Origin of the sequence: Lutibacter flavus, from assembly GCF_900188355.1 — a bacterium.
In the GTDB taxonomy this organism is placed as follows: domain Bacteria; phylum Bacteroidota; class Bacteroidia; order Flavobacteriales; family Flavobacteriaceae; genus Lutibacter; species Lutibacter flavus.
Genome location: NZ_FZNX01000004.1, coordinates 289,471 through 309,175 on the forward strand (window position 1 = coordinate 289,471; position 19,705 = coordinate 309,175).

Annotated in this window: 12 protein-coding genes; all 12 read left to right on the forward strand. The window is 32.2% G+C overall.

Annotated features, from left to right (window positions below; translation table 11 throughout):
• The first annotated feature begins 7 nt into the window (after positions 1 to 7).
• The 12 genes from CHB63_RS12490 to CHB63_RS12545 all read left to right on the forward strand — a co-directional run bounded on the left by CHB63_RS12490 (position 8) and on the right by CHB63_RS12545 (position 19,703).
• A complete protein-coding gene (locus CHB63_RS12490) occupies positions 8 to 805 on the forward strand; it encodes a hypothetical protein (protein ID WP_089378811.1) in 798 nt (265 codons plus the stop codon).
• A gap of 156 nt (positions 806 to 961) precedes the next feature.
• On the forward strand, positions 962 to 2,077 hold the full coding sequence (locus CHB63_RS12495; RefSeq protein WP_089378812.1) for a glycoside hydrolase family 16 protein: 1,116 nt from the start codon (positions 962 to 964) through the stop codon (positions 2,075 to 2,077).
• A gap of 144 nt (positions 2,078 to 2,221) precedes the next feature.
• Positions 2,222 to 3,694 carry a glycoside hydrolase family 30 protein gene (locus CHB63_RS12500; RefSeq protein ID WP_089378950.1) on the forward strand — a complete coding sequence of 491 codons (1,473 nt, stop codon included), beginning with the start codon at positions 2,222 to 2,224 and terminating at the stop codon, positions 3,692 to 3,694.
• 32 nt (positions 3,695 to 3,726) lie between these two features.
• The gene (locus CHB63_RS12505) at positions 3,727 to 5,265 is read left to right on the forward strand and encodes a sugar porter family MFS transporter (RefSeq protein ID WP_089378813.1); all 1,539 of its coding nucleotides are present in this window, start codon (positions 3,727 to 3,729) and stop codon (positions 5,263 to 5,265) included.
• A gap of 3 nt (positions 5,266 to 5,268) precedes the next feature.
• Positions 5,269 to 6,603 carry a glycoside hydrolase family 2 TIM barrel-domain containing protein gene (locus CHB63_RS12510; RefSeq protein ID WP_245856957.1) on the forward strand — a complete coding sequence of 445 codons (1,335 nt, stop codon included), beginning with the start codon at positions 5,269 to 5,271 and terminating at the stop codon, positions 6,601 to 6,603.
• Positions 6,604 to 6,677: 74 nt separating this feature from the next.
• Positions 6,678 to 10,142 (forward strand): hypothetical protein, encoded by a 3,465-nt coding sequence (locus CHB63_RS12515; protein ID WP_089378814.1) that lies wholly within the window; start codon positions 6,678 to 6,680, stop codon positions 10,140 to 10,142.
• 9 nt (positions 10,143 to 10,151) lie between these two features.
• The gene (locus tag CHB63_RS12520) at positions 10,152 to 12,440 is read left to right on the forward strand and encodes a glycoside hydrolase family 3 N-terminal domain-containing protein (protein WP_089378815.1); all 2,289 of its coding nucleotides are present in this window, start codon (positions 10,152 to 10,154) and stop codon (positions 12,438 to 12,440) included.
• Positions 12,441 to 12,448: 8 nt separating this feature from the next.
• Positions 12,449 to 13,714 (forward strand): glycoside hydrolase family 17 protein, encoded by a 1,266-nt coding sequence (locus tag CHB63_RS12525; protein WP_394335315.1) that lies wholly within the window; start codon positions 12,449 to 12,451, stop codon positions 13,712 to 13,714.
• A gap of 103 nt (positions 13,715 to 13,817) precedes the next feature.
• Entirely contained in the window at positions 13,818 to 15,263 is a 1,446-nt protein-coding gene (locus tag CHB63_RS12530) for an MFS transporter (RefSeq protein ID WP_089378817.1), read from the forward strand.
• A gap of 97 nt (positions 15,264 to 15,360) precedes the next feature.
• On the forward strand, positions 15,361 to 17,718 hold the full coding sequence (locus CHB63_RS12535; protein ID WP_089378818.1) for a glycoside hydrolase family 3 C-terminal domain-containing protein: 2,358 nt from the start codon (positions 15,361 to 15,363) through the stop codon (positions 17,716 to 17,718).
• Between the two features lie 50 nt (positions 17,719 to 17,768).
• Positions 17,769 to 18,815 carry a glycoside hydrolase family 2 TIM barrel-domain containing protein gene (locus tag CHB63_RS12540; RefSeq protein ID WP_141107311.1) on the forward strand — a complete coding sequence of 349 codons (1,047 nt, stop codon included), beginning with the start codon at positions 17,769 to 17,771 and terminating at the stop codon, positions 18,813 to 18,815.
• A gap of 3 nt (positions 18,816 to 18,818) precedes the next feature.
• Entirely contained in the window at positions 18,819 to 19,703 is an 885-nt protein-coding gene (locus tag CHB63_RS12545; RefSeq protein WP_089378819.1) for a glycoside hydrolase family 17 protein, read from the forward strand.
• Positions 19,704 to 19,705 lie beyond the last annotated feature (2 nt).

Sequence of the window (19,705 nt, forward strand, 5' to 3'; positions counted from 1 at the left end):
TAGAGATATGAAAATTTATAAAATAATAAGTCTTTTATTTGTAGCACTTTTGCTGACAGTTTCAGCTTGTGATACAATAGTTGAAGAGGAATTTTTGAAAAACACTACAGATGTTGCTGGAGTTGAGTTAATAGCTACTCAAAGTACGCCTGGTGGAAATAAAATTACACTAGATTTAGTAACGCCAGGTATTAATGGTTATTGGGATTATAATTTAGGTAAAGCCCTAACGGATAAAGTAACATTTATTTATCCTATCCCTGGAACTGCTACATTTACTTTTACAGGAACATTAGGAGCTGAATTCTTTTCTAAAACAATTGATGTACAAATTGACCAGTTAGACAATGCTTTAGATCAAGATTGGTACGATTTAGTTAGTGAAGACACGGCAGCTGGTAAAACATGGGTGTTTGATGGAGGTCCTAATCCTGACGGTAGAATGTGGTGGTTTATGTCTGCTCCTGGTAGTACAGATAATGCATGGTCACTATGGTGGAATGCAGGTGGAGACTGCTGTCCTCCTGGAGATGCAGCTGGAAAAATGCATTTTGATTTAGATGGCGCAGCCAATTTCACTCATTATGGAGATGCTAGTAGCAGTGCAAGTGAATTAGGAAGTTTTGTGTTGGATGTTGCAAACCAAACCTTAACTGTAAGTGGAGCTAAAATGCTAGGTTCAGATGCAGGTAATGCGGATGGAGTGTATTCAATTGTTGAACTTACTGAAGACAAAATGGTTCTTTATTTAAGCAATAGTGAAACATACGGAACTGGTTGGACATTTGTTTTTGTACCTGAGTAAATGAATTTTAAAGGTTCTTTATTTAAATATAGAATTCCTGTAAAGGAAAATTACTTTCTTTTTTAGATAGTCCTTTTTTTATTGTTAAAATGATAAGAGGGTAAATATTTACCCTCTTTTTTTTTAAATTAATAAAGCATTTTTGTTAAAAATAGTATGAAAAAAAGTTTCAAATATTATAAATTAATTACGGTATTTGGGTTAGCCTTATTATTGCTATTTTCTTGTGGAGGTGGTAATGAAGACGATCCAATTATTGAGCAGGTTCCTGAGAAGGTTGTTCCATCAAATTTAACCCTATCAATTACATTGGAAGGTGTAAATGAAAATAATCCCGAAGGGGATGGGTCAGGAATCATTAAGTGTGTTGCCAATGCGACAGATGCAATTTCATACGAATTTAGATTTGGGAATGGAGATACGGTTACTAATTCAACAGGAACTGTTGAGTATACTTATTCGCAAAGAAGTACAAACTCTTATTCAGTTTATGTTTATGCATATTCCAAAACAGGTGATTTTATTAATTCTTTCCAACAGATTAAAGTTTATGTGGCGCGTCCGGAATTTAAAGATTTAGTTTTTTCTGATGAATTTGATACAGATGGAAGCCCAGATGATTCTAAGTGGGGTTATGATATTGGAAGAGGAGATAATGGTTGGGGAAATGGTGAGAAACAATATTATACTAATAGAAGTGAGAATGTAATTATTGAAGAAGGTATGTTGAAGATAACAGCCAAAAGAGAAAATTATGAAGGTGCTGAATATACTTCAACAAGGATGTTAACAGAGGGTAAATTTGATTTTACTTATGGAAAAGTTGAAGTAAGAGCAAAATTACCAATAGGTGAAGGTACCTGGCCAGCAATTTGGATGTTAGGTTCAAATATAAGAACTGCTGGATGGCCTGCTTGTGGAGAAATAGATATTATGGAACATTGGGGGCATAATCATGGAAATGTTCAAAGTGCAATGCATACTCCGTCTAGTTTTGGGAATACAACAAATCACGGTGCACAATATTTAGCTGACGTATCAACACAATTTCACGTGTATGTAGTTGAATGGGATGATCAGGAAATTGTGTTTTCAGTTGATGGAAAGGAACATTATAAATACAGTCCGGCTTTAAAAAATAGCGAAACCTGGCCGTATACTGCAAATCAATTTTTAATTTTAAATGTTGCTATGGGTGGTAGTTGGTTTTCTATCGACCCAAATTTTGTGGCGTCCACATTGGAAATAGATTATGTTAGAGTTTATCAATAAAAAATTAAAAATGTGTGCGTTAGACTAAATTTAGTTTAATGCTTTTAATGAAACAACTAAAAACTTTTGAAGATGTATAACCATTTTAAGCATCGTAGTAAAACAATTAATATGAATTTTAAAAATTTTATTAAAAATAGTTCAATGTTTTTAATACTACTTTTTTTAATTGGTAGTTGTGGAGAAAAACAACAGGAAAACAATGATAAATTACTCATAAGCAACGAAGAGAAAGTTGCTAATTTACAAATAACTAAAAGTGCAGTTTATTCAACCACTGCAACGAGTGATGTTAAATTGCAATTAACGTCTCAAAATTTGTCATTTTCTAATTTTAATCAGCCATTAGAAACCGAAGCGTCAATATTTATAAATACTTCAAAATTACATCAAACATTTTTGGGTATTGGGGCGGCTTTAACTGATGCTGCTGCTGAAACTTTTTATAAATTGGATAATGAGCAGCAAAAACTTTTTATGGAAGCTTATTATAGTGTTGATAAAGGGATAGGTTATTCTTTAGGTAGAACCATTATTCATAGTTGTGATTTTTCAAGTGGAAGTTACACTTATATTGAAGAAGGTGATTCAGATTTAAAAACTTTTAGTATTGAACATGATAAACAATTTCGTATTCCATTTACAAAATTAGCAATTGAAGCGGCAGGAGGAGAGCTAACAATGTACGCAAGCCCTTGGAGTCCGCCATCGTTTATGAAAACGAATGGAGAAATGTTAAATGGGGGTAAATTAAAACCAGAATTTGCTCAATCTTGGGCTAATTACTACACAAAATTTATTAAAGCATATGAAAGAGAAGGTATTCCGATTTGGGGTTTAAGTGTTCAAAACGAACCAATGGCTACTCAAATTTGGGAATCTTGTATTTATACTGCTGAAGAAGAGCGCGATTTTGTTAAAAATTATTTAGGACCAGCTTTAGAAAAAGAAGGTTTAGCTGATAAAAAATTAATTGTTTGGGATCATAATCGTGATTTATTATTTGAGCGCGCAAATGTTATTCTTAGCGACCCGGAAGCAAGTAAATATGTTTGGGGAACTGGTTTTCATTGGTATGAAGATTGGAAAGATGGAACTCCAATGTATAAGAATGTTGATGCAGTAAATGATGCATTTCCAGATAAAAAATTAATTTTTACTGAGGGGTGCAATGAAAAATATGATGTATCAAGAATTGAAGATCCAAAATTAGCAGAACGCTATGGAAAAGCAATGATCAACGATTTTAACAATGGAACCGTTGCTTGGACTGACTGGAATATATTGTTAGATGAAACCGGAGGCCCAAATCATGTAGGTAATCTTTGTTTTGCACCTGTTCATGGAGATACTCAAACTGGAAAATTAACATTTACCAATTCGTATTATTACATCGGTCATTTCTCAAAATTTATTCGACCAGGAGCGAAGAGAATTTCAACAGGAACTACGGCAAATCATTTAAGTGCAACTTCATTTAAAAATATAGATGGAAGTATAATAATTGTTGCTTTAAATGAAAGTGACAAAGCAATTGATTATATGCTTACGGTTGATAAAAAAACGACTAATTTAAATATGTTAGCTCGTTCAATACAAACAATTGTTTTGAACTAATTTCAAAATAGAACTGTTAAAAGATTTTAAGTATGTCAAAAAAAGTAGTATTTATAGCATTTGTAGTTTCTTTAGGAGGATTTTTATTTGGGTTTGATGCAGGAATTATTTCAGGTGTTATGTCTTATGCAGGGCCAGAATTTAATTTAAGCGATGGTCAAATGGGATGGGTAGTAAGCTCTCCTTCTTTTGCAGCAATGATTGCCATGTTGATTTCAGGGAGATTGAGTGATATAATTGGTCGAAAAAAAATATTAATTGCAGTAGCGTTTTTATACGCCATTTCGGCATTAGCTTCGGCTTATGCATCTTCGTATGAAATGCTATATATAGCTAGGATGATTGGTGGTTTGGCATTTGGAGCAGCACTTATTTTAGCACCTACCTATATAGCTGAAATTTCTTCGGCAGAAAATAGAGGAAAACTAGTTTCAATTCAACAATTAAATATAGTACTTGGTTTTTTCGCTGCTTTTTTAAGTAATTATTATTTCAATAAATTAAACACATCTGGAAACTCCTTTTTGACCGACGAAAATGTTTGGAGATGGATGTTGGGTGTTGAATTTATTCCAGCAATATTATATTTTTTATTTATGTTTTTTGTACCTAAAAGTCCACGTTGGTTGTGTTCAAAAGGAAAATTACAGGAAGCTAAAGTCGTGTTAAATAAACTATATGGTGAGCAATTAGCAAAAGTTGAAATTGAATCGATTGAAAAAAATATTAATGAAAGCCAGAAACAAGAAAAAGTTTCAATAATGGAACTTTTAAAACCGTCGTTACGATTTATCTTAATTGTTGGTTTGGTGTTGGGTATATTACAACAAATAACAGGTATTAATGCTGTTTATTTTTATGCTACTTCTATTTTTAAACAAACAGGTATTGGAACAGATGCTTCTTTTGCCTCTGGAATATTATTGAGTTTAACTACGGTATTTTTTACTATCATTGCAATATTCTTAATTGACAAAATGGGAAGAAGACCCTTGTTATTAGTAGGAATAGCAGGAATAGCGATTAGTTTATTGGTATGTGCTTATGGTTTTAACCAAGCAACTTATCAATTAACTTCAAACGAAATTGCACAATTTGAAAATATTGAAGCTGGTAAATTAACCGCTGTTGCAAACAAGGTTTATGACAATGATATCGATTTTAAAAACGATATGAAATCAGCTCTTGGAAATCAAGTATATGCTAAAAATGAAGGAGCAATTTTAGAGGCGGCAACAAATATAAATGCAACCTTGGTACTAATTGGTATTTTAGGTTTTATTGCCTGTTTTGCATTTTCTTTAGGCCCAGTAATGTGGGTAATGCTGTCAGAACTATTTCCTAATAAATATAGAGGTTTAGCAATTGGAGTAATCGGCTTTGTAAATTCATTTATAAGCTGGGTTGTACAGCAAGTATTTCCTTGGGAATTATCAAACTTTGGAAACGCTATGAGTTTCTTAATATTTGGAGTTATTGCGGTACTTGGGTTCTTTGTTTTACTAAAAATATTACCTGAAACCAAAGGAAAATCATTAGAACAAATTGAATTAGAATTAGTAAAAAATTAGACAATGATTAAAAATAAATTAAAAACCATAGTTTCAATTGTTATTTGTATCACAGTCTTTGTTGGTTGTAATTTAAAGCAAACAAAAATAGAAAAAGCGATGGTTGACAATAACGAACCTGCAAAAGTTGAGTTGAAAAAAGAGGAAGGAAAGTTTCAGTTATATGTAAACAATGAGCCTTTTTATATCAAAGGAGCAGGACTTGAATTTGGACAAATTGCGTCAGTTGCAAAACATGGAGGGAATTCTTTTAGAACATGGAGAACAGAGAACGGACAACAAACTGGGAAAGAAGTATTGGATGAAGCTCAAAAAAATGGTTTAATGGTAACTATGGGAATTGAAGTAGCCAGAGAACGCCATGGTTTTGATTATAACGATTCAATTGCTGTAAAAGAGCAATTTGACAGAATTAAACAAGAGGTAATAGCTTTAAAAGACCATCCTGCTTTATTTATTTGGGCAATTGGGAATGAACTCAATTTACGTGCAACAAATCCTAAAGTTTGGGATGCTGTTAATGATATTTCAAAAATGATTCATGAAGTTGATCTAAATCATTTAACCACTTCAACGTTAGCTGGAATTTCTCAACGTGAAATAGATTTAATTAAAGAACGATGTACAGATTTAGATTTACTTTCTGTGCAGATGTATGGTAAAATAGTTGAATTACCTCAGCAAATTAAAGATTTTGGTTGGGATGGACCTTATATGGTTACAGAATGGGGAGCAACTGGACATTGGGAAGTTCCAAAAACAGTATGGAATGCACCAATTGAAGAAAATAGCACATTAAAAGCAGCGAATTACTTAAAAAGATATAAAGTAGCAATTGAGGCTGATTCGTTACAATGTGTTGGTTCATATGTGTTTTTATGGGGACAAAAACAAGAACGTACACCAACTTGGTATGGCGTGTTTTTAGAAGATGGGAAAGAAACTGAATCTGTTGATGTAATGCATTATATATGGAATGGAACTTGGCCCGAAAACATAACACCGCAAATTGAGTTATTTACCATCAATAATAAAACTGCATATGAAAATGTAGTTTTAGAAGCTAATACAGCATATTTGGCAAGTTTGAAAGTTAAGGATTTTGAAAATGATCAATTAAATTACCGTTGGGAAATTTTACAAGAAAGTGCTGATTTACAAGATGGTGGAGATTTTGAAAATAGACCAGAAGCAGTTGAATTCACTGTTGTAAGTGATAAAGATGGTAAATTAAAATTTAAAGTTGCTGCTGAAAAAGGAGCGTATAGATTGTTTGGGTATGTTGATGATGGGCATGAACATGCTGCAACAGCTAATATTCCATTTAAAGTAAATTAAAGATAAAAAGGATAGAATATATAAAACTGTTTATAAAATTTCAATAAGGGTTTTAGATTAAAATTGAACACAATATGAGTAAACAACATACAATGTATATAGGAAATAAGGAAGCTTCTTTTGAGGCAAATGAAGTAAAAGGAAAGTTAGTAATAGCCGGGGAAGAAAGCTATTACAAGATTTCGAATGTTGACGAAATGAGACCTTTTTTTATGAGTATTGTTAGTAACTCAAACCATTGGATGTTTATATCCAGTAATGGTGGATTATCTGCAGGTAGAAAAAATAGTAACAATTCATTGTTTCCTTATTATACCGATGATAAAATAACCGAATCGGCTGAAATTACAGGAAGTAAAACAATTGTTCAGGTTCATGTTGAAGGCAAAACATATTTATGGGAACCATTTTCAAAAAGATATGAAGGTGTTTATAAAATAACCAGAAATTTATATAAAAACAACTTTGGAAACAAAGTGATTTTTGAAGAAATTAATCACGATTTAGGAGTTACCTATAAGTACCATTGGAATTCAAGTGACAAATTTGGTTTTGTAAAAAAATCAACATTGGTTAACAATACCGGCAAATCAATCCAGCTTACCGTATTAGACGGTATCCAGAATATATTGCCTTATGGTGTTTCAGCAGATTTGCAAAATGCAAGTAGTAATTTAGTTGATGCTTATAAAAAATGTGAATTGGAAGCAGATTCAGGATTGGGAATTTTTGCTTTAAGTGCCATTATTGTAGATAAAGCGGAACCTAGCGAAGCATTAAAAGCAAACATAGTTTGGTCTTTTGGAATTGAAAATCCAACGTATTTATTGTCATCTTTACAATTAGATAATTTTAGAAAAGGAAAAGCAATAAAACAAGAAGTTAATGTAAAGGCAGAAAAGGGCGCTTATTTTACGTGTACTGATATAACCTTGCAACCTGAAACTGAAAAATCTTGGATGATGATGGCCGATGTAAATCAAAGCATAGTTTCTATTAATAAAATTAAAGAGTCAATTAAAAATGAAAAAAATCTGATTGAAATTGTTCAACAAGATATTGATAATGGTACTAAAAATTTAAAAGAACTTGCTGGAAATTCAGATGGTTTACAGTTAACAGATGATAAATTAATTAATACTAGGCATTTTGCAAATACACTTTTCAATATTATGAGAGGTGGTATTTTTGATGATAATTATAAAATTGAAAAATCGGATTTTATAAAATACATGGCGAACGCCAATAAAAAAGTACATAAGAAAAAAGGAAATATTTTAGAAGGACTTCCAGAAGAATTTACACTTAGTTATTTAAAAGAATTGGCAGAAAACGATCTGGATAAAAATTTTAAAAGGCTTTGTATTGAATATATGCCGTTGAAATTTAGCAGACGACACGGAGATCCAAGCAGACCTTGGAACAAATTCTCTATCAATACAAGAAGTGAAGTTGATGGCTCAAAAATATTGGACTACGAAGGGAACTGGAGAGATATTTTTCAAAACTGGGAAGCGTTGGCACACTCATATCCAGAGTTTATTGAGAGTATGATTCATAAGTTTTTAAACGCCACAACATTTGATGGTTACAATCCTTATCGTGTTACAAAAGATGGTTTTGATTGGGAAACAATTGAGCCAGACAATCCTTGGTCATATATTGGATATTGGGGAGATCATCAAATTATTTACTTATTAAAGTTTTTAGAATTTATTGAAAAGCATTATCCAGCTAAATTAGTAAGCTACTTTAATCAAGAGCTTTTTGTATACGCAAATGTGCCTTATAAAATAAAAAGTTACGATGCTATTTTAACAAACCCAAAAGATACTATTGAATTTGACCTTGAACTAGATGAAGATATCAATAGAAAAAAGAAAGAATTAGGAGCCGATGGAGCCCTGTTAAGGGATGAAAATTACTTTATTTATAAAGTGAATTTAGTTGAGAAATTATTGGCAACAGTATTGGCAAAAGTGTCAAATTTTATTCCTGAAGGTGGTATTTGGATGAATACTCAAAGACCTGAATGGAATGATGCGAATAATGCTTTAGTAGGAAATGGAGTTTCAATGGTTACATTGTATTACTTGCGTCGTTTTTTAAATTTCTTTAAAGAAATTGTTTCAAATGCAACTATAGATGAGGTTGAAATTTCAGAAGAATTAGCATTATTTTTTAATGAAGTATCGGCAACTTTAGTCAATAACAGACAATTATTAGATGGAAAAATTTCAGATATTGATAGAAAAACGGTATTAGATGGCCTTGGAAATGCTGGAAGTAATTTTAGAACTTCTATTTATGAAAATGGATTTTCAAGTAATAAAGAAATTATTTCAAAAAAGGCACTTTTAAATTTTACAAAAATAACCCTTCAATTTATTGATCATACAATTGCAGCGAATAAAAGAGCAGATAATTTGTACCATGCATACAATTTGATGACGGTAAAAAACGAACGAGAAATAGCAATCTCATATTTACCTGAAATGTTAGAAGGTCAGGTAGCGGTTTTAAGTTCAGGTTATATTTCAGGAAAGGATTCTTTAGAGCTTTTAGATGCATTAAAAAGTAGTGCATTATTTAGAGAAGATCAATACAGTTATATTTTATATCCTAACAAAGAATTGCCAAGATTTAGTGATAAAAACAACATTTCTGCTAAAAAAGTTGAAGAATCATTATTGTTGCAGGAGCTTTTAAAAGAAGGAAATACCCAAGTTATAGAAAAAGATGTGCTAGGAAATTATCATTTTAATGGAAATTTCAATAACGCAAATAGTCTTAAAACAGCACTTTCACAATTGCCAGAAGAAAAATATCAATTGCTTGTAGAAAAAGACTCAAAATTAGTGTTGGATATTTTTGAAGAAATTTTTAATCATAAATCATTTACTGGAAGATCTGGAACTTTCTTTGGTTACGAAGGGTTGGGTTCTATTTATTGGCACATGGTTTCTAAATTGTTATTAAGTGTTCAGGAAACCTGTTTGATGGCTGTTTCAAATAAAGAAAGTGAAGTTACTATTGGTAAATTGTTAGATCATTATTACGAAATTAACGAAGGAATTGGGGTGCATAAATCACCTGAATTGTATGGTGCATTTCCAACAGATCCATATTCTCATACTCCAGGTGGAAAAGGAGCGCAACAACCAGGAATGACAGGACAGGTAAAAGAAGATGTTTTAAGTAGATTTGGTGAATTAGGAGTTTTTGTAAAGGAAGGGAAATTACTGTTTAATCCTCGTTTGTTAAGAAAAAGAGAATTCTTAATAGAACCAAAAATTTTCGCATATACCTCTATTCATAAAGAATTAAAAGAAATTGAATTGGAAAAAGATTCACTTTGTTTTACGTATTGTCAAATTCCAGTTATCTATAAATTAGCTGAGCAAGATGGATTAAAAGTAGTTTTAAATGAAGGTCAAAATCTTAAATTTGAAGGCTTAAATCTTGATTTAGAAATAAGTAAAAAGGTTTTTGAAAGAACAGGAGAAATTAGTCAAATCGTAGTGTATTTAGCTAAGTAAAATTAATTTATGAAAAAACTAATTTCTTTAACAATTATAGCCTCACTAATTTTTAGTTGTGATAAACAACAACCAAAAAACGTTTTAAAAATGGATAATGAGCGTATAATAGAAAAGAAAGTAGATTCATTGTTGTTAAAAATGACCTTAAATGAAAAAGTAGGTCAAATGTTAAATATAGGTTTGCCTTCTATTTTGAAAGGGGATTATTGGGATGAACGCGATAGTGCGGAATTTGATGAAAAAAAGTTTCAAAAGTTTATAGTAGATTATGGGGTTGGATCTATTCATAATACACCGCAGTATTTAGCTGGTAGAGGTGAATGGTATAAAATTGTAAAAAAAATACAAGATGCAAGTTTAAAAAATACGCGTTTGGGAATTCCTGTACTTTACGGAATTGACAATATTCATGGTGCTAATTATATAAAAGGATCTGTACTTTTTCCACATCAAATTGCCTTGGCTGCAACTTGGAATAGAGAACTTTCAGCAACTAATGGAGAAATAACTTCTTATGAGTCAAGAGCAGCATCTTTACCTTGGAATTTTAATCCAAATATTGACGTAGCTATAAATCCGTTATGGGGCAGAATTTCAGAAAGTTTTGGAGAAGATCCTTACTTGATTTCAGAAATGGGAGTGGCTTATTTAAAAGGTTCTCAGGGCGAAAATCTTCAAAATATTGAAAGTTCTGCAGTTTGCTTAAAGCATTTTATTGGCTATGGAGCAGGAAGAAATGGTAAGGACAGAGCAAATGCCATTATTCCTGAAAATAGTTTACGACAGTATTTTATTCCACCATTTAAAAAAGCAATTGATGAAGGAGCTGTGAGTGTTATGATTAGCTCTAATGCTGTAAATGGTATTCCTTGTCATATTAACAAACACTATATAACTGATATTTTAAAAGGAGAATTAGGATTTAAAGGCGTTGTGATATCAGATTTTAGTGATGTAGAATTTTTGATTGAAGCACATGAAGTTACTACGAGCAAGCGTGAAGCAACAAAAATGGCTGTGAATGCGGGCTTAGACATGCTGATGAATCCTTATGATATTGATGTGGTGGATTATATTGTTGAAATGGTTGAAAATAACGAAATATCAATGGAAAGAATTGATGATGCTGTTACGAGAATACTAAACCTCAAATTTCACTTAAATTTATTTAATAAACCATATAACAATCCAAAGGATTTTCCTGATTTTGGAAGTGAAAAGCATATAGCAGCAAATTACAATTCAGCTGCTGAAGCTATTACTTTATTAAAAAATAATAAGGCTGTTTTACCTTTAGAAAAAGGAAAGAAAATATTGGTAACTGGTTATGCAGCAAATTCTATGAATTTGTTAAATGGAGCTTGGTCTAGAACCTTTTTAGGTCAGGATACAAAGTACAATGATCCAAGTAAATTAACCATTTTAAAAGCTATTGAAAAAGAAGTTGGAGCCAAAAATGTAACCTATGTTGAAGGAACCAATTATACCGAAGATATAAATACTTCAAAAGCTGTTTCACAAGCTAAAAATGCAGATTATATTGTTGTTTGTATTGGAGAATTACCTGCAACAGAAAAGCCTTCAGACATCAATGAATTAGACTTGCCAAAAGCACAACAAGAACTAGTAAAAAAGTTAGCAATTTATAAAAAACCAATCATTTTAGTAATGGTTCAAGGGCGTCCAAGAATTATAAGAGAAATTGAGCCGCTTGCAGATGGTATTTTAATGGGCTATTATCCAGGTCAAGAAGGTGGGCGCGCAATTTCAGATGTGTTATTTGGGCACATCAATCCAAGTGGAAAATTGCCTTACACATATCCAAAATATTCGGGGAATGCGGTAACATATTATCATAAAAAAGCAGATATAAGAGATGTAAATTGGGGTTATGATGGCTTTTATACACAGTTCGAATTTGGACACGGGCTTTCGTACACCTCTTTTGAATATTCAAACTTTGTGATTGAACAAGATACTTTATCAGGAGATGAAGCATTAAAAATTTCAGTTTCAATTAAAAATACTGGAAATCGAGAAGGAAAAGAAGTGGTTCAATTGTATTTAAAAGACTTAGTAGCATCTGTAGCACCAGATTCAAAAAGACTGATTCGCTTTGAAAAAATAAATTTACAACCTAATGAAACCAAAACCATTGAATTTACAATTCAATCAGCAGATTTGAAATTTATAGGAATGGACAATACTTGGACAGTTGAAGAAGGAGAATTTGAACTTCAAATAGGGGGCAATCCAAAAGAATTATTTAAAAAACAATTTTATTATAAAGAATAAAAGTGATGATGAATTTTATAAGAATAGGAATTTATTTTAGTGTATTAACTGTGTTGTTTTCTTGTGCTAAAAAACCAAAAAAAATAGAAACAAATTTAACAGCCGCTGATATTTTAGGAAATCCTGAATATTTGGCAATTTCTTATGGAGGTTATCGGGAAGTAACACGTGATGTTCAACCTACTATTCCTGAGTTGAAAGAGGATATGAAAATTTTGGCAGCTATGAATGTCAAAATATTAAGAACTTACAATGTTCATTTAGCACAAGCTTCAAATTTATTGGCAGCAATTAGTGAGTTACAAAAAGAAGATCCAACTTTTGAAATGTATGTGATGCTGGGCGCTTGGATTGATTGTAAAAATGCATGGACAGAATTAGAACCAGATCACAATTTAGAAAGCGAAAGAAACGCTGTTGAAATAAAAACAGCTGTTGAATTGGCAAATAAATATCCGGAAATTGTAAAAATAATAGCCGTTGGAAATGAAGCTATGGTAAAATGGGCAGCAAGTTATTATGTGCAGCCAAGTGTAATTTTGAAATGGGTAAACCATTTACAAGAACTAAAAAAGAAAGGAGAACTTCCTTTTGATTTATGGGTAACAAGTTCTGATGATTTCGCATCTTGGGGAGGCGGAGATACTAGCTATAGAACACCAGATTTGGAAAAATTAATTAAGACAGTTGATTATGTTTCAATGCATACGTATCCGATGCATAATACCTATTACAATCCTCAATTTTGGGAAGTTCCGGATAATGAAAAAGGTTTTACCGATTTAGAAAAAGTAGATGCAGCTATGTTACGTGCCCTTGAATTTGCAAAAAAACAATATCAAGATGTTTCAGCGTATGTAAAAAGTATAGATTCAACCAAAACAATTCATATTGGTGAATCTGGCTGGACAACAATCTCAGATGGTCATTATGGAAAGGAAAGTTCAAGAGCTGCAGATGAATACAAAGCCGGTTCGTATTATAAAATGATGCGCGAATGGACGAACGTAGAAAAAATTTCATTATTCTACTTTGAAGCTTTTGATGAACAATGGAAAGATTCCGGAAACCCTATTGGTTCTGAAAATCATTTTGGCTTAATCAATTTAAAAGGACAAGCAAAATATGCAATTTGGGAATTGGTTGATGCAGGCGTTTTTGAAGGGTTAACTAGAGATAGTATAGTTATTACCAAAACATATAATGGAGATAAAAATGCATTGATGCAACACGTATTAGTGCCTCCTTCAGCAAGTGAAAAAGAAGAAAAATAAAGAAGATTACATTTATTTATAAAAATTCAATAATACGCTATGAAATTGTAAACTAAAAATAGTTAAATAAACCAAACCAAACCAAAACTTAAAACCAAACAAGATGAAACATTTTAAAATAGCACCTGAAGATATTGTTCCCTTAGGCCAGAAATTAGCATTTGGGTCAGGGCATTTAGCCAATCAATTATTTCCTGCCGCTTTAGGTGTTTTTATGGTTGTGTTGGTAATGTCTTTAGGAATGAATCCAGTTTTAGCTGGTTTGTTAGGTGCATTACCTAGATTTTTAGATGCACTTACTGACCCAATTATGGGGTTTATTTCAGATAATACAAAGTCCAAATGGGGTAGAAGAAAACCTTATATACTTGTAGGTAGTGTTATTTCTGGAATTGCATATATGATTATGTGGCAGTTAAATCCTGAGGATTCTGAAATGTATAATTTCTTTTATTTCTTGGTTGTATCCATTTTCTTTTACATAGGTTATACCATTTTTGCAACACCATTAATTGGTTTAGGTTATGAAATGACACCCGATTATAACGAGCGTACTCGGTTAATGGCAGTGTCACAATTTATGGGGCAAATGGCCTGGGTAATTGCACCTTGGTTTTGGGTTATTATTTACGATCAATCGTTATTCGAAAGCGCGCCTGAAGGAGCTAAAGTAATGGCTATTTGGGTTGGTGGTTTGTGTATGGTTTTAGGAATTTTACCTGCGCTATTCAACAAAGAAATGGAAGTTGATAAAAGTAAATTGAAAAACCTTTCAAAGAGCGAATTGGCAGCAAATACAAAAGAGTTTATAAGAGGAATTTTATTAACTCTTAAAAATAAACAGTTTATGAAATTGTGTGGAGCTACGTTCTTTATTTTTAATGGATTTCAAACAATTGCTCAGTTTTCCTTCTTTATAATTGTTTATTATTTATTTCAGGGAGATACAGATGCCGCTGGTTCATGGCCTGCTTGGTTTGGAACTGTAAGTGCTTTAGCTACCATGTTTTTAGTAATTCCTGTTGTTACCAAAATTTCTGAAAAAATAGGAAAACGAAAAGCTTTTGTAATCGCTACTTTACTTTCAATTGTAGGTTATCTTTTAAAATGGTGGGGATTTAACCCTGCAAATCCTTGGTTAATGTTTATGCCTATCCCTTTCCTTTCTTTTGGTATTGGTGGATTGTTTACATTAATGATGTCAATGACAGCAGATGTCTGTGATTTGGACGAATTAAACAACGGAGAACGTAGAGAAGGAATGTTTGGTGCTGTATATTGGTGGATGGTAAAACTAGGAACAGCATTGGCAATGCTTACAAGTGGTGTTGTTTTACAATTGGTTGGTTTTGATGAAAGCATTAAAGTTCAATCAGTAGAAACGATTACCAATTTGCGTTTAGCAGATATAATTATACCTATAGTTGCTGCTTTAATTGCCATAATTTTAGTTTGGCGGTATAATATAACAGAAGAGCGGGCTCGTGAAATAAAAGAAGCATTAGATAAGCGTCGTGCAGAACTGAAGTTAGAAGAAGTAAAGAAATAAAATGAGTCTTTTAATTTTTTGAAGGCTGACTTTATTGATTACTATAAAAGATTAAAAACCTCCTATTTATTTTCGAATAAATACTTAAAGAATAAATATGAAAAAAACAGTATTAATTTCATTCTTAGTGTTAATTACTATGAATTTAAAAGCGCAAACTCAACAAGAAATTGACATACAAAACAAAATAACGCAGTTGATTTCTCAATTAACTATTGAAGAAAAAGTAGCATTATGTTCAGGTCGTGATGATTGGAGTACAATGCCAATTGAACGATTAGATATTCCTTGGATTTGGTTATCTGATGGTCCTCATGGTTTACGTCGTGCACCAGCAACCAATAAACCAGGTTATGGAGATCAGTTGCAGGCAACTTGTTTTCCTACGGCATCAGCTCTTGCTGCTACTTGGGATTTAGATTTAGTATATAAAGTTGGTCAAACGCTCGGAGAAGAGTCACAAACCCAAAATGTAAATGTATTATTAGGCCCTGGTGTAAATATCAAACGTTCTGTTTTAGGTGGTCGAAATTTTGAATATTTTTCTGAAGACCCAATCTTATCTGGTGAAATGGGAGCTGCATTTATTAATGGAGTCCAAAGCCAAGGAGTGGGAACTTCTTTAAAACACTTTACGGCTAATAATGTTGAAACGATGCGTATGTACAACAACTCTAATATGGACAATCGTACCTTACATGAAATTTATTTAACACCTTTTGAAATTGCAGTAAAAAAAGCACAACCTTGGACGGTAATGGCTTGTTACAATAGAGTTCAAGGTGAATACGGAACCCAAAGTTCATTTTTGTTAACCGATATCCTAAAAAAAGATTGGGGTTTTAAAGGAATTGTAATTTCAGATTGGTTTGCGGTTATTGATAGAGTTGAAGCAATGAAAGCAGGGATGCATATTGAAATGCCTAAAGTAAGTCCGGTAAATAATGCCATTACAGTGGAAGCTATTAAAAATGGCGAATTAGATATTGCAGTTGTTGATGCCTTAGTAAAAGAAATATTAACGGTTGTTTTTAAAGCAAAATCATTTCAAAAAGAAGGGGTGGAATTAAATGTTGAAAAAGACCACGCATTCGCAAGAAAAGTGGCTTCTGAAGCTGCTACTTTATTGAAAAATGAGAATGATATATTACCGATTTCAAAAGATAAATATAAAAAAGCCGCTATTATTGGTGAGTTTGCTGCTGCACCGCGTTACCAAGGAAATGGAAGTTCACAAGTTCGACCAACCAAACTTGACAATGCCTTAGAGATTATTAAAAAGGAATATGGGAACGATATTGAAATAACCTACGCTCAAGGATATAATTTAGCTGATGATAATGATTTTTCATTAATAAATGAAGCTAAAAAAGTAGCTTCAGAAGCAGATGTTGTTTTGGTATTTGCAGGTTTGCCATTGCAATATGAATCAGAAGGAATTGATAGAACGCATATTAATATGCCCCCATCTCATAATAAATTAATTAGTGAAATAGCTGTTGTTCAAAAAAACACAGTAGTTGTTCTTACAAATGGAAGCGCAGTTACTATGCCTTGGTTAAACAGGGTTTCTGGTGTATTAGAAACTTGGCTAGGAGGTCAAGCTGGTGCTGGTGGAATTGCAGATGTTTTATTTGGAAAAGTAAATCCTTCAGGAAAATTAGCAGAAACATTTCCAATGTGTTTAGAGGATACTCCTGCATTTTTTAATTTCCCAGGAGAACAAGGAGATGTGCTTTATGGCGAACGAATTTTTGTTGGATATCGTTATTATGATGGAAGAAAAATTGAACCGTTGTTTCCTTTTGGATATGGTTTATCGTATACTTCTTTTGAATACAGCGATTTAAAAATGTCTTCAAAAAACACTACGGATAAAGAAGGTTTAACTGTGAGTATGACAGTTAAAAATACAGGAAAAGTTAAAGGTAAAGAAATTGTTCAATTGTATGTTTCAGATACAAAAAGCACCTTAAAACGACCTGAAAAAGAATTAAAGAAATTTGTAAAAATTGAACTGAAACCAGATGAAGAAAAAACAGTGAGCTTTAAATTAGAAAGTCGTGATTTTTCTTATTTTGATGCAAAAAGAAATATGTGGATTGCCGAAAGTGGTGAGTATGTTATTTCAGCAGCAGCTTCTTCTCGAGATATAAAATTGTCTGAAACTGTTAATTTACAATCAACACAAATAGTTCCTCTAGCATTTGATGAATATACCTTTTTTCTAGAATACTGGAATAATAAACAAACGCGTAAAATTTTAATGGAATATTTTCCAAATTGGATTAGAGGAATTGTTACCGAAGGCGATGAAGCTGAAATAAGAGAATACCAAGGTTTTATGGTAGAACATCCATTAATTAAATACCCATACATTACGCATGGAGAAATAACTCATGAACAAGTAAAAGAGTTGGTTGAAAAATGTAAAGGGTTAACATATACTCCATAATAGAGAAAAATTATTGTATGAAATATCTGAAGTGAAAATTGAATAAAAATATGAACTTTAAAATACAATCTTACTTTTTAATACTTATTTCTATTGTGTTACTTTCTTGTGAAAAAAGTAATAAAAAAGAGGTTGTTACAATTTCTGGTCGACAAATATTGGTAAATGAAATTCCGTATGTAATTAAAGGAATCTGTTATCACCCGGTTCCAAAAGGAAGTGATCAACGAAGTTTCAATAATTTATCGGAAGATTTAGCTTTAATGGTTGAAGCTGATATCAATACTATTCGTGTTTATGAACCAATTGAAGAAAAAGCTATTTTAGATGAAATAAATGCAGCTGGGCTCAAGGTTATTATTGGTTTTGGATTCAACCAAAATGGAAATTTTGATATCCTTTCAGGCTCATTTATAGATTACATAAACACTTATAAAAATCACAAAGCCATATTATTTTGGGAATTAGGGAACGAATATAATTACCATCCAGAATGGTTTGATGGTGATATAAAAAACTGGTATATAGCTTTAAATAATGCTGCTGATTTAATTCATAAAACAGATAAAAATCATCCAGTTGCAACTGCACATGGAGAATTACCTGATGAACAAGCGCTTTTGTTAGCTGAAAATATTGATGTGTGGGGAATAAATATTTATCGATGGGACAATCCAGAAAGTATTTTTCCTGAATGGAGTGCTGCAAGTTCTAAACCAATGTATTTTTCTGAAGCTGGAGCAGATAGTTATATGACCATTTCAAAAGATAGTTATAACCAAGGTTTAAATGAAAGAGCTCAGGCTGATGCTACCAAGAAAATTTTGAAAGGAGCTTTTAGTGCTCCCGATATATGTTCAGGCGTAACCTTATTCGCATTTGTTGATGAATTGTGGAAAGCCGGAAATAATGATATGCTTGACCCTGGAGGTTGGGCTCCAAATAGTAGTGGAGTTCCTTATGATGGAACCCCAAATGAGGAGTATTGGGGAGTTGTAGATATTGATAGAAATAAGAAAGAAGCTTACCATATAGTGAAAGAAATTTATAAAAGTGTTTCTCATAAAAGTAGAAGTACAAGAGATTTAAAACCATAAAAGATGTCAGTTAGAAAAGAAAAAATATTATCCTTAGCAGGAATAAACCACGAGAACAAATCCAAAGAAGAATTACAAAGTTTTTTTTCAAAGGCTTTAAATAATGGAATGCATGGTTTATGCTTTAGTCCTTATGAAGAAGGTCAACAACCAGGTGATATTATTACAGAAGAACAAATAAGAAGAAGAATGGAAATTATCAAGCCATATACAAAATGGATTCGATCTTTTTCTTGTACTGATGGAAATGAATTAATTCCACAAATAGCACATGAATATGGTATTAAAACCTTAGTTGGTGCTTGGTTAGGTAGTGATGATGAAATTAATAAAAGGGAAATCGCGAATCTTATTAAGATAGCCAAAAAAGGATATGTTGATATTGCTGCCGTTGGGAATGAAGTTATGTACAGAGGTGACTTAACAGAAGAAGAATTATTGGCATTTATAAATGAAGTTAAAGAAGCTATTCCTGAGATTCCTGTAGGATATGTTGATGCTTATTACGAGTTTGAACACCGTCCAAAAATTACGGAGGCTTGTGATGTGGTGCTTGCCAATTGTTACCCTTATTGGGAAGGCTGTAAATTGGAGTATTCTTTATTATATATGAAAGATATGTACCGTAGAGCGATGAGCGCTGCAAATGGAAAAAAAGTGATTATCACAGAGACAGGTTGGACAAATAAAGGGCAAGTTTTTCATGGAGCTGTTCCCTCATTTGAAAACGCTATGAAATATTTTATTAATACCCAACAATGGTCTGAAGCAGAAGATATTGATGTGTTCTACTTTTCATCGTTTGATGAGTCTTGGAAAACGGGAGCTGAAGGAGATGTTGGCGCATATTGGGGTATTTGGGATAAAGATGAAAATCTTAAATACTAATT